At 59.6% G+C, this 11,891-nt stretch carries 10 protein-coding genes; 3 read left to right on the top strand and 7 right to left on the bottom strand.

What is annotated here, in order from left to right:
* Positions 1-3: 3 nt before the first annotated feature.
* The 3 genes from HU724_RS16640 to HU724_RS16630 form a co-directional block, all read right to left on the bottom strand.
* Entirely contained in the window at positions 4-978 is a 975-nt protein-coding gene (locus HU724_RS16640) for a TerC family protein (protein ID WP_130888551.1), read from the bottom strand.
* A 261-nt stretch (positions 979-1,239) separates the two neighbouring features.
* Positions 1,240-1,707 (bottom strand): hypothetical protein, encoded by a 468-nt coding sequence (locus HU724_RS16635; RefSeq protein WP_186569586.1) that lies wholly within the window; start codon positions 1,705-1,707, stop codon positions 1,240-1,242.
* A 175-nt stretch (positions 1,708-1,882) separates the two neighbouring features.
* Positions 1,883-2,671, bottom strand: coding sequence for an AraC family transcriptional regulator (locus HU724_RS16630; RefSeq protein WP_186569598.1), 789 nt, complete (start codon positions 2,669-2,671; stop codon positions 1,883-1,885).
* Positions 2,672-2,753: 82 nt separating this feature from the next.
* On the opposite strand from HU724_RS16630, the gene HU724_RS16625 reads away from it, so the two are divergent.
* Positions 2,754-3,752, top strand: a complete 999-nt coding sequence (locus HU724_RS16625; protein WP_101155109.1) for a bile acid:sodium symporter family protein — start codon at positions 2,754-2,756, stop codon at positions 3,750-3,752.
* Between the two features lie 7 nt (positions 3,753-3,759).
* On the opposite strand, the gene HU724_RS16620 is transcribed toward HU724_RS16625, so the two are convergent.
* Positions 3,760-4,362, bottom strand: coding sequence for a LuxR C-terminal-related transcriptional regulator (locus HU724_RS16620; RefSeq protein WP_186569585.1), 603 nt, complete (start codon positions 4,360-4,362; stop codon positions 3,760-3,762).
* A 113-nt stretch (positions 4,363-4,475) separates the two neighbouring features.
* Between HU724_RS16620 and HU724_RS16615 the strand changes: the two genes are divergently transcribed.
* The gene (locus tag HU724_RS16615; RefSeq protein ID WP_186569584.1) at positions 4,476-6,083 is read left to right on the top strand and encodes an ATP-binding response regulator; all 1,608 of its coding nucleotides are present in this window, start codon (positions 4,476-4,478) and stop codon (positions 6,081-6,083) included.
* Between the two features lie 19 nt (positions 6,084-6,102).
* Here the strand turns inward: HU724_RS16615 and yecR are convergent, their stop codons facing one another.
* From yecR to HU724_RS16600, 3 genes are all read right to left on the bottom strand, one after another.
* Positions 6,103-6,411, bottom strand: a complete 309-nt coding sequence (gene yecR / locus HU724_RS16610) for a YecR family lipoprotein (RefSeq protein WP_186569583.1) — start codon at positions 6,409-6,411, stop codon at positions 6,103-6,105.
* A 200-nt stretch (positions 6,412-6,611) separates the two neighbouring features.
* Positions 6,612-7,784: a cystathionine gamma-synthase gene (locus HU724_RS16605; RefSeq protein ID WP_186569582.1), complete on the bottom strand. Its 1,173-nt coding sequence runs from the start codon at positions 7,782-7,784 to the stop codon at positions 6,612-6,614.
* Positions 7,781-9,157 carry a pyridoxal-phosphate dependent enzyme gene (locus tag HU724_RS16600; protein ID WP_186569581.1) on the bottom strand — a complete coding sequence of 459 codons (1,377 nt, stop codon included), beginning with the start codon at positions 9,155-9,157 and terminating at the stop codon, positions 7,781-7,783. Before HU724_RS16600 ends, HU724_RS16605 begins: the two co-directional genes overlap by 4 nt.
* A 218-nt stretch (positions 9,158-9,375) precedes the next feature.
* Between HU724_RS16600 and metE the strand changes: the two genes are divergently transcribed.
* A complete protein-coding gene (gene metE, locus HU724_RS16595; protein WP_186569580.1) occupies positions 9,376-11,664 on the top strand; it encodes a 5-methyltetrahydropteroyltriglutamate--homocysteine S-methyltransferase in 2,289 nt (762 codons plus the stop codon).
* Positions 11,665-11,891 lie beyond the last annotated feature (227 nt).

The raw sequence follows: 11,891 nt of genomic DNA, 5'->3' as shown, positions 1-11,891 counted from the left end.
GTGTCATTCGGTGCGGCGTTCTGCCTCGCGGCTGGTCACCAGACTCAACAGCACCGACCCCAGAATCACCGAGCCGACAATTGCCAGCGACCATTCCACCGGCATGTGGAACCACGGCATCAGCACCATCTTGCCGCCGATGAACACCAACACGATCGCCAGCCCGTATTTGAGCAGGTGAAAGCGATCAGCCATGTCCGCCAGCAGGAAGTACAACGCGCGCAGGCCCATGATCGCGAAGATGTTCGAAGTGAAAACAATGAACGGGTCGGTGGTGACGGCGAAGATCGCTGGAATGCTGTCGACGGCGAACATCAGGTCGCTGGCCTCGATCAGCACCAGCACCAGGAACATCGGTGTTGCCCAGCGCACGCCGTTCTGCAGGATGAAAAACTTCTCGCCATGAAAGCCACTGGTGATGCGCATATGCCCGCGCACCCAGCGCAGTAACGGATTCTTTTCCAGATCCGGTTGATGATCAGCGAAGATCAGCATCTTGATCCCGGTGATGATCAGGAACACACCGAAGGCATACAGCAGCCATTCGAACTGCGACACCAGCCACACCCCGGCAAAAATCATGATCGCGCGCATGACGATCGCGCCGAGCACGCCGTACAGCAGCACCCGCCGCTGCAATTCCGGTGGCACGGCGAAGTAGCTGAAGATCATTACGAAGACGAACATGTTGTCGATCGACAGCGACTGCTCAATCAGATAGCCGGTGAGAAATTCCAGGGTTTTCTGTCGGGCGATTTCACCGCCGAATTCACCGTGCAGATACCACCAGAGCAATCCGGCAAAACTCAGCGCCAACAGGCACCAGGCAATCACCCAGGCCGACGCTTCCCGCACCGACACCCGGTGCGCCTTGCGCCCGCCGAAGACAAACAGGTCCAGGGCCAGCATGGCCAGAACGAAGACGATGAAGGCGCCCCACATCCAGGGTTCGCCGATATTAATGTTTGTGGCAGGCATGGCACGCTCCCTGTCTCTTGTTTGATTTGAGTCAGACGGGACCATGCTAGCGACAGATTTATGGCAAAGAAAAATCGTTTGTTTCTGAGGGTTGGTTCGAGAAAAACGAAGTATTACAGGTGTTGCCTTGCCTGGGCGTTCGAGACTTGCAATGTAAAATCACGCCCAATTCTGCACTGCTTTGTCGTACTAGACTTGCCAAACACTGCGAAAGTACTGCTTTCAGTTTGGCAATAGATTGTAGTTGATGACTGGATTTAGTCAGAGTTCTCCCGTTGCCGTTAAAGATAATTTACCGTTTTGTACTTTGTATAACGTACCGCCATGGGTGATTTCGAAATAAAATGTAGCCACAATCGAACTTCCGGACCGAGTGAGGTCTATCTTGCCCTGTTTTCCACCGAGAATCACTCCATCTGCGACGACGTTGGCGCTAACTTTGCCGTCTCCCCAATCTTCGATGTTGTAACTGCCGGTTTTGATGTTGCGTGGGAGGACAAATCCAATCTGATAAAACACGCCTTCAGCGTCACGTCGACCAACGACGCTAATGGTATCTTCCGACCAGGATTCATAGAAGTACTGATTGGGCTGGAATGTGGTGATTGGCGGAAACGCAGGGGAAAAAGTTGCTTTGTAATACTCTTCTTGCGTTATAGGTTTATGTTGGAGTGATAAAGGTTTACTGCTTTTGTCAATTCCAAGCTGAGTGAGTTTTAGATTGTTCACGATATAAACCTCAAGATAAATGTTTTGGGTGGAGCGCAATTTTAATCCGCTACGTCAACCGATAAGTTACACCTGCTTTGGTCTTATACAACTGTCAAGTCTGACAGTTGTTATTCCTTGCAAAATATGTTGACGGCTGATTGTAAAACTTGTGTAAGGCACTGATTGGGAGGGGTCAACCAAAGAATTCACCCGGTGTTTGCCCAAACTGCTGACGAAACGCGGCGATAAACGCCGAGGTCGAGTCGTATCCACAAGCCAGCGCAACATCGGTCACACGCTCGCCTTTTTCCAGCGGGGTCAGGGCGCCGAGCAGGCGCAGGCGCTGGCGCCAGGCGCGGAAGGTCAGGCCGGTGTCGCGCAAAAACAGGCGGGTCAGAGTCTTTTCGGTGATGCCGAATTTTTCGCTCCAGTGGCTCAGCGTGGTCTGCTGTTCCGGGTGTTGCTCCAGGCTCTGATAGATCTGCTTCAGGCGCGGGTCTTGCGGCAGCGGCAGCATCAAGTCGATGGTCGGCGCGTCGGCCAATTGATCAAGGATCACCTGGGCCAAGCGTCCGTCAGGGCCGCTCTCGTCGTATTCCACTGGCACCTGACTGAAGGCGCGAATCAACTCCCTGAGCAAATCGCTGACGCCGAGCACATGGCAATGCTCGGCGGCCCAACCGGTGACGCTGCTGTCGATGTACAAGCTGCGCATTTCCGTATGCGGTGCGCTGAACACCCGGTGCGGCACGCCGGCCGGAATCCACACCGCACGCTCCGGCGGCGCGACGAATCGGCCGGCGCTGGTCTGCACTTCGAGCACACCCTGAATCGCGTATGACAACTGCACCCACGGATGACTGTGGCGGCGGGTGAGGGCGCGATTGGGCAGCGATTCGGTGCGTCCATACACCGGGCGCGGCAGGCTGGGCAGCCCGGGAACACTGCGGCGAACGCTTTTGCTATGTCCTTTAGGCGGCATCTTGCGGCTCTTCGGCGTTAGTCGGTAATTGCCAGTCACGTTAGAGTCGTCGGCACGCACTGGCAACCCCCGGATGAATCTCATGACGCGCCCACGTTTTCTGCCCGATAACTTCACGCTGACCTTGATCGGCGTCGTCCTGCTGGCCAGCTTCCTGCCGGCCAGCGGTCAAGTCGCGGTCGGCTTCGGCTGGCTGACCAACATCGCCATCGCCCTGCTGTTTTTCCTGCACGGCGCCAAGCTGTCGCGCGAATCGATCATCGCCGGCGCCGGCCACTGGCGTCTGCATCTGCTGGTGTTCGGCCTGACCTTCGTACTGTTCCCGATCCTCGGTCTGGCGCTGAAACCGCTGTTGTCACCGCTGATCGGTGATCAGCTGTACATGGGCATGCTCTACCTCTGCGCATTACCGGCGACCGTGCAGTCGGCCATCGCGTTCACTTCGCTGGCGCGAGGCAATATTCCGGCGGCGATCTGCAGTGCGGCGGCGTCCAGCCTGTTCGGGATTTTCCTTACACCGCTGCTGGTGACGCTGCTGCTCAACGTCCACGGTGACGGCGGTTCGACCCTTGATGCCATCGTCAAGATCAGTGTGCAATTGCTCCTGCCATTCATTGCCGGGCAGATCGCCCGCCGCTGGATCGGCGCGTGGGTAGGGCGCAACAAGAACTGGCTGAAATTCGTCGATCAGGGCTCGATTCTGCTGGTGGTGTACGGCGCATTCAGCGAAGCCGTCAACGAAGGCATCTGGCAGCAGATTCCATTGTTCGAGTTGCTCGGCCTGGTGGTGGTCTGCTGCATCCTGCTGACGTTGGTTCTGGTGGCATCAACTCTGTTGAGCAAAGCGTTCGGCTTCAATCAGGAAGACCGCATCACTATTCTGTTCTGCGGCTCGAAAAAGAGCCTGGCGACCGGCGTGCCGATGGCGCAGGTACTGTTTGCCGGCAGCACCATCGGCGTGCTGATTCTGCCGCTGATGCTGTTCCATCAGATCCAACTGATGGTCTGCGCGGTATTGGCCCAGCGCTATGCGAAACGACCGGAGTCGGTGCCGGATCTGATGGCGCAGGTTGATCCGTAAAAGCGCTTCACAGCCCCGAATACTTGACCGCCGCTGCCGCCCGCGTCGGCACATCCAGCGTGCGCAGCAACGAAGACACATGGATGCGTACCGTGAACGGGGAGATATCCAGTTCACGGGCAATTTCCTTATTGGTCTTGCCTTGCGCGATCAAACGCAGCACGTCCTGCTGGCGCGGTGTCAGCGTCGTCGCGGTTTCCAGCGGCAACAAGCCGGACGGCGCCGACTTCACCAGCACCTCGCCTTCACGGATCGCCAGAATCGTCTGGCCGATTTCATCCGGCGCAATGTTTTTGCCAATGAAACCGTCGATGCCCGCCGCCATGACTTCGCTGATCAATGCCTGATCGTCGACCATCGACACCACGATCAGCGTGGTGCGCGGCAACTGTCGGCGCAAATCGGCGAGCTGGCTGATGCATGTCAGCCCGGGAAAGCGCAGATCGAGCATCAGCGTGTCCGGCTCGTTGTCCGGCACCAGCAGCTTGAGCACGGTCTCGAAGTCGCCGGCTTCTTCAAGCAACATCTCAGGCAGCAAGCGCTGCACAGTGCGCAACATTGCTTCGCGAAACAGTGGGTGATCGTCGGCTATGATGATCCGGCACGTCATGATGCGACCCTCCCTGGGTCAGGCGTGATTCAAGGCCTGCACCTTAGCATTGGACGCGAAGGTTGCCTGTAGGCTGCTTCCGAAACTGCAATCGCTGCACAAGGACGTTTCCCATGAAGTTCGAGAAAAACACCGAACTCGACCAGGCCAATCTGCGCATCATCATCGCCTCCATCGCGGTGGTTTACATGGTCGTACTGGTCTTTTTGCCGGGCCATCGCTTCGAGACCTACCTGCCGGTCATCACCTATATCAGCCTGTTCCTGCTGGCGTCGATCGTGTTTCGCCAGGCCATTGCGCGTTGGCCGGGGCATTATCCGGCGCGACGGATTTTCGCCATGGCCCACGATTACACCGGCACCTGTTTCGGGCTGGTGATCGGTGGCGAAGCGGCGCTGCCGCTGTACGCGGTGATGGTCTGGGTCAATCTCGGCAACGGCATGCGCTACGGCTCGCGCTATCTGGCGATTGCCACCGGGCTGGCGCTGGTGGCGCTGCTGGTGGTCTATCGCCTGACTCCGTATTGGCAGGCGCAACCGTTCATGGTGCTGATGCTGCTGATCACCAGCACGGTGATTCCGTTTTATGCGCACTTGCTGTTGGAGCGCACGCGCAAGGCCTCGGAAGAAGCGGTGGCGGCGAATCTGGAAAAGTCGCGGTTTCTGGCGCAGGCCAGTCATGACTTGCGTCAGCCAATTCATTCCATCGGACTGTTTACCGCGTGTCTGCGGGAGTCGCGCCTGGGTGATGAAGAGCGGCGGTTGGTCGACAACATTGACCGCTCCCTGCTCAACGTTTCGCAGTTGTTCCGCTCGATTCTCGACCTCTACACCCTCGATAACGGCCGGGTTGAAGCGAAAATGCAAACGCTCAATCTCGGTGAATGGCTCGCGGACATCGTCTGCCAACATCAGGAAGCGGCACGTTGGGCGGGGGTCGAGCTGCGGCTGCGACCGTGCAACTACTGGATCAAAACCGATCCGGCACTGTTGGCGACCATGGTGCAGAACGTGCTCTCCAACTGTTTCAAATACGGCGCGCAGCGGCCCGTGCTGATCGGCGTGCGTAAGCGTGGGGCAGGGCTGGCCATCGTCATCTACGACCGCGGCAACGGCATCGCCGAAGAACATCTGCAGAAGGTCTTCGAGGAATTTTATCGCGTGCGGCAAGTGCGCGATAAAGACGTCGAAGGCGTGGGGCTGGGTCTGTCGATCATCAAGCGTCTGGGTGAACTGATCGGTGTGCAAGTGGCGCTGCGTTCACAGTTGGGGCGCGGCACGGCAGTGACCCTTGGCGGTTTGCCGATCGTAGCGGCACCGCAGTCACTGGTTGTTCGCGGTGAAGCGCGGCAAGCGGGTTTGTTGACGGGGCTGAAGGTCTGCCTGGTGGAGGATGATCGCAACGTGCTGCTGGCGACTTCAGCGTTGCTTGAACGCTGGGGCTGCGTGGTGCAGGGCGAGGGGTCGGCTGAAGATCTGGTCACCGACTGCGACATCATCGTTGCCGACTATGACCTCGGCACCCATGCCACGGGTATCGAATGCATCGATGAAGTGCGCAGGCAGCGCGGCTGGGCCGTGCCGGCGATGATCATCACCGGGCACGACGTCGAGAAGATTCAGGCTGCCTTGCACGACCGCCAGATTGCGATTCTGTCGAAGCCTGTGCGGCCGGCCGAGTTGCGCGCCACGTTGCGCGGGCTGCGTGATCGGCAGGTTTAGCGCCGTAATAATCGCGCTGTTATCGCTTGCAGAGGTAGTCCTGAGTAATGGTGGTTTGCAGGCAATTGAACTTGCCCATGGTGCGGCAGATGTTTTTTTCCGAGCCGGTGATCTCGGCAGTTTTATAGCCCCAGGTTTTGCAGCGTTGCGTTGCGATAGTCAGTCCCTGCTCGGCGTTAGTCTGGCCGCTTTCGAATTGGCCCAGTTCATAGGACACCTGGACGATGCCATCGGTTTTGCTGCCGCCGGTGGCTTCCCATTGTTTCGGCGTGGCGCAGCCAGTGAGAAAAAGCGCACTGAGGGTGAGTGTTGCGATCAGGGATTTCATGGTGTTTCTTCCTTGGTGTCGTTCTGAATTGCAGGCACAACGATCCCGCGCGCTGCGAAAGGGCAACGTCGGGAGCGTTCTGGAGTGCAAGGAATATAGCGCCGAGGGGGAGTAGGGTCGATTAGCACAAATGTGCTAGTGCAACGTCGGGCGACTCGAATGAGCCGCCCGATGTCGAGGGTTTTGCCGCCGGCGCGGTGTTAGATTTTCGCCAGTGCCTGAGCCAGATCGGCACGCAGGTCTTCAACATCCTCAACCCCGACCGACAACCGCACCAACCCGTCGCCAATCCCCAGCTTTGCGCGAATCTCCGGCGGAATGGTCGCATGCGTCATGATCGCCGGATGTTCGATCAGGCTCTCCACGCCACCCAGACTTTCCGCCAGTGCAAAGATCTGCACGTTCTCGAGAAAGCGTCGTGCGCCGTCCAGATCGCTGTTCAGATCAACAGAAATCATCCCGCCAAAACCACGCATCTGCCGCTTGGCCAGTTCATGCTGCGGGTGCGACTCAAGGCCGGGATAGTAGACACGCTTGACCTGCGGTTGCTGCTCCAGCCACTGCGCCAGATCCAGCGCGTTGCTGCAATGGCGTTCCATGCGCAGCGCCAAAGTCTTCACTCCGCGCAGAGTGAGGAACGCATCGAACGGCCCGGAAATTGCGCCGACGGCGTTTTGCAGGAAACCGAGTTTTTCCGCCAGTTCGGCGTTCTGCCCGACCACGGCAATGCCGCCGATCACGTCGGAGTGGCCGTTGAGGTATTTGGTGGTCGAGTGCAGGACGATGTCGAAACCCAGCTCCAGCGGGCGCTGAATGTATGGGCTGGCGAAGGTGTTGTCGGCCACGCAGATAATCCCGCGCGCGCGGCAGATGCGCGCGATCGCGGCCAGATCCGACAGGCTCAGCAGCGGGTTGGTCGGGGTTTCGACCATGACCATGCGTGTGTCGTCCTGCAGCGAGGCTTCGAACGCCGACAGATCGGTCAGGTCGACGAAGCTGAAACGGTGCCCGGCACTGCGCTGGCGGACCTTGTCGAACAGGCGGAAGGTGCCGCCGTACAAGTCATTGCCGGAGACGATGTGTGAGCCGGCGTCGAGCAGTTCCAATACCGTGGAAATCGCCGCGAGCCCCGAGGCGAAAGCGAAGGCGCGGGTGCCGCCTTCGACGTCGGCGACGCAGCGCTCCAGGGCGAAGCGCGTCGGGTTGTGCGAGCGGCCGTAGTCGAACCCCTTGTGCACGCCGGGGCTGTCTTGCAGGTAAGTCGAGTTGGCATAGATCGGCGGCATCAGCGCGCCGGTGGTCGGGTCCGGTTCTTGCCCGGCGTGGATCACCCGGGTGGCGAAGCCTTGGGATTTATCGTCGTGCTGACTCATGCAAGGGATCTCCGTAATTGGTTGAGCATGTCGGTGCGGGTGATCAGGCCATGGAAGCCTGAGGCGTCGGCGATGATCGCGACGAGGCCACGGCTGAGCACCGCTTCCAGCTCGGCCAGGCTCGCAGCCGGGGCGAGGGTTTGCAGTTTGTCGGTCATCACACTCGACACCGACTGGCTGAAACGTGCGGCGTCTTCGTGCACGCCGAGGAGGATGTCGGACTCATCGATCACGCCCACCAGTTGCTTGCCTTCGACCAGCACCGGCAGTTGCGAAACGTCCGCTAGGCGCATGCGCTGGAACGCTGTGAGCAGGGTGTCGTCCGGGCCGACGCTGATCACTCGACCATCCTCGAAACGCCGTGCGATCAAGTCGCGCAGGTCGCCATAGCCTTTGCGTTGCAACAGGCCTTGATCGGTCATCCACTGGTCGTTGTAGACCTTCGACAGGTAGCGCGTGCCGGTGTCGCAGACGAAGCTGACCACGCGTTTCGGCTCGGTCTGTTCGCGGCAATAACGTAGCGCGGCGGCGAACAGGGTGCCGGTCGATGAGCCGCCGAGAATGCCCTCGGCCTTGAGCAGTTGGCGCGCATGATCGAAGCTTTCCGCATCGCTGATCGAGTAGGCGTGACGCACGCTGGACAGGTCAGTGATCGACGGAATGAAGTCTTCGCCGATACCCTCGACCGCCCACGAACCGGGCGTCGGCAAGGTGCCGTCGCGGCTGTATTGCGCCATTACCGAGCCGACCGGATCGGCGAGGACCATTTCCAGATTCGGCTGCACGCGCTTGAAGAAACGACTCAACCCGGTCAGCGTGCCGGCCGAACCGACGCCGACGACGATGGCGTCCAGATCATGTTCGGTCTGCGCCCAGATTTCCGGTGCGGTGCTGCATTCATGGGCCAGCGGGTTGGCGGGATTGTTGAATTGGTCGGCGAAAAACGCGCCGGGAATGTCCTTGGCCAAACGCGCGGCGACGTCCTGGTAATACTCGGGATGGCCCTTGCCGACATCGGAGCGGGTGATGTGCACTTCGGCGCCCATGGCCTTCAAGTGCAGGACTTTCTCGGTGGACATTTTGTCCGGCACCACCAGCACCACACGATAGCCTTTGGCGCGGCCGACCAGCGCCAGACCCAGACCGGTATTGCCGGCAGTGGCCTCGACAATCGTGCCGCCCGGTTGCAGGCGACCGTCACGCTCAGCGGCGTCGATCATCGCCAGACCGATACGGTCCTTGATCGAGCCGCCAGGGTTCTGCGATTCAAGTTTGAGAAACAGCGTGCACGGTCCGGTATCGAAGCGGGTGACCTGAACCAGCGGAGTATTGCCTATCAGCCCAAGCACGGCAGGGCGGGAATCTTTCGACATTTCGATTTCCTTCGGTGAGTCATAGCGCTTCATGCGCAGGCAGACATCTCAACAGCAACATAGGCCTGGATGCCTGGCCTCGCAACTCAAAAAGTCGCTAGGTCGGGGAATCCTTGCATGAGCAAAACTTGTGATCATCAGGAGTAGAATGAGTTTGTTTCACTAAGCACGGTTCCCGACAATACTCGCCATCGAATAAGCATCTGGAGTTGTTTGTCATGGCACTGGCCCATTCCCTTGGATTTCCGCGCATCGGTCGCGACCGCGAACTGAAGAAAGCGCAAGAGGCGTTCTGGAAAGGAGAACTGAACGAGGCGGGCCTGCGTGACGTCGGGCGTGAGCTGCGCAAGGTCCATTGGGACTTGCAGAAAAACGCCGGCATCGACTTGCTGCCGGTCGGCGATTTCGCCTGGTACGACCAAGTGCTGAGCCACTCGCTGATGTTCGGCGTGATCCCCGAGCGCTTCCGCCCGCATGACGGCAAAGCCACGCTGCACACCCTGTTCAACATGGCCCGAGGCGTCAGTAATGCTTGCTGCGGCGAAGGTCACGCTCAGGAAATGACCAAATGGTTCGACACCAACTATCACTACCTCGTACCGGAATTCAGCGCCGACCAGCACTTCCACCTGGGTTGGGAGCAGCTGTTTGAGGAAACCGAAGAGGCCCGCGCGCTGGGGCACAACGTCAAACCGGTGATCCTCGGCCCGCTGACCTATCTGTGGCTGGGCAAAACCAAAGGCGCCGACTTCGACAAGCTCGATTTGCTTGACCGCCTGCTGCCGCTGTACGGCCAGATCTTCGCGCGGCTGGCGGCATTGGGTGTGGAGTGGGTGCAGATCGACGAGCCGATTCTGGTGCTCGATCTGCCGCAGGACTGGAAGAATGCCTTCGAGCGCGCCTACAACCAGATCCAGCGCGATCCGCTGAAAAAACTGCTTGCCACTTACTTTGGGGGCCTGGAAGAAAACCTCGGTCTGGCGGCGAACCTGCCGGTCGACGGCCTGCACATCGATCTGGTGCGCGCGCCGGATCAATACCCGACCATTCTGGATCGTCTGCCGGCCTATAAAGTGCTGTCGCTGGGTGTGGTCAACGGCCGGAACGTCTGGCGCTGCGATCTGCAAAACGCGCTGGCGACGTTGCGTCATGCTCATGAACGTTTGGGTGATCGCTTGTGGGTGGCGCCGTCCTGCTCGTTGCTGCACAGCCCGGTCGATCTCGGCCGCGAAGACCAGCTCGATGCCGAACTGAAAAGCTGGCTGGCGTTTGCCGTGCAGAAGTGCGAAGAGGTCGCCGTGCTCGCCCGAGCGGTCAGCGAGCCGGAATCGCCGCAGGTATTGCGCGCCCTGGCGCAAAGCCGCTCGGTACAAACCAGCCGCGCCGCCTCGCCGCGTATTCACAAACCGGCCGTGCAAGCGCGGGTTGCGGCGATCACTGCCAAGGATGCACAACGCCAATCGCCGTTTGCCCAGCGTATTGCCAAACAGCGCGGCAAGCTTGACCTGCCGTTATTCCCGACCACCACCATTGGCTCGTTTCCGCAAACGGCGGCGATCCGTCTGGCGCGCCAGGCCTACAGGCAAGGCAAGCTCAGCGCGGCCGATTACACCGATGCGATGCACACGGAGATTCGCCACGCGGTGGAAATTCAAGAACGCCTCGGCCTGGATGTGCTGGTGCACGGTGAGGCCGAGCGCAACGACATGGTCGAATACTTCGCCGAACAGCTCGACGGCTATGCCTTCACCCGCTTTGGCTGGGTGCAGAGCTACGGTTCGCGCTGCGTCAAACCGGCGGTGATTTTCGGTGACCTGAGCCGCCCGCAAGCGATGACGGTCGAGTGGATCCGCTACGCCCAGGGCCTCACCGACAAGGTCATGAAAGGCATGCTGACCGGCCCGGTGACCATGCTGATGTGGTCGTTCGCTCGCGAAGACGTCAGCCGCGAGGTGCAGGCTCGACAACTGGCGCTGGCCATTCGTGACGAGGTGAATGATCTGGAAGCGGCAGGAATCAAAATCGTGCAGATCGACGAAGCGGCGTTTCGTGAAGGCTTGCCGTTACGCCGGGCGCAGTGGCCGGCGTATCTGGAATGGGCAAGCGCAGCGTTCCGCTTGTGCGCCTCCGGCGTGCGCGACGAAACCCAGATCCACACGCACATGTGCTACAGCGAATTCAACGATGTGATCGAGTCGATCGCGGCGATGGACGCCGATGTCATCACCATCGAGACCTCACGATCGGACATGGAACTGCTCGAAGCGTTTGAAGCGTTTGCCTACCCGAACGACATTGGCCCGGGCGTCTACGATATTCACTCGCCACGGATTCCCGATGTGTCGGAAATGGTTGGCTTGCTGCGCAAGGCGGCGCAGCGTATTCCGGTTGAGCGTCTGTGGGTCAATCCGGATTGCGGTTTGAAGACCCGAGGCTGGCCTGAGACCGAAGCGGCGTTGGTGCACATGGTCAGCGCCGCACGGCAACTGCGCAAAGAGTGGGCCTGACCCATTACCGCCCTGGAATACATAACCCTGTGGGAGCGAGCCGGCTCGCGAAAGTGGCGTGTCAGTCGACACCATGTTGGATGACCTGACGCCTTCGCGAGCAGGCTCGCTCCCACAGCATTCACATTCCCACGACATTCACGGCAACACACAAAACCCTTGTGGGAGCGAGCCTGCTCGCGAAAGCGGTGTGTCAATCGACATCAATGTTGGATGACCTGACGCCT

The sequence above is a fragment of the Pseudomonas iranensis genome, from assembly GCF_014268585.2.
GTDB lineage: Bacteria > Pseudomonadota > Gammaproteobacteria > Pseudomonadales > Pseudomonadaceae > Aquipseudomonas > Aquipseudomonas iranensis.
Note: the sequence above shows the minus strand (reverse complement) of the source record. Positions and strands in the feature narration are given on the sequence as shown.

Excerpts from the sequence above, each read along its gene's own strand:
- HU724_RS16640 (WP_130888551.1), bottom strand. The coding sequence starts at position 978 with ATGCCTGCCACAAACATTAATATCGGCGAACCCTGGATGTGGGGCGCC.
- HU724_RS16630 (WP_186569598.1), bottom strand. The coding sequence starts at position 2,671 with ATGCCGCCTAAAGGACATAGCAAAAGCGTTCGCCGCAGTGTTCCCGGG.
- HU724_RS16625 (WP_101155109.1), top strand. The coding sequence starts at position 2,754 with ATGACGCGCCCACGTTTTCTGCCCGATAACTTCACGCTGACCTTGATC.
- HU724_RS16620 (WP_186569585.1), bottom strand. The coding sequence starts at position 4,362 with ATGACGTGCCGGATCATCATAGCCGACGATCACCCACTGTTTCGCGAA.
- HU724_RS16615 (WP_186569584.1), top strand. The coding sequence starts at position 4,476 with ATGAAGTTCGAGAAAAACACCGAACTCGACCAGGCCAATCTGCGCATC.
- yecR (WP_186569583.1), bottom strand. The coding sequence starts at position 6,411 with ATGAAATCCCTGATCGCAACACTCACCCTCAGTGCGCTTTTTCTCACT.
- HU724_RS16605 (WP_186569582.1), bottom strand. The coding sequence starts at position 7,784 with ATGAGTCAGCACGACGATAAATCCCAAGGCTTCGCCACCCGGGTGATC.
- HU724_RS16600 (WP_186569581.1), bottom strand. The coding sequence starts at position 9,157 with ATGTCGAAAGATTCCCGCCCTGCCGTGCTTGGGCTGATAGGCAATACT.
- metE (WP_186569580.1), top strand. The coding sequence starts at position 9,376 with ATGGCACTGGCCCATTCCCTTGGATTTCCGCGCATCGGTCGCGACCGC.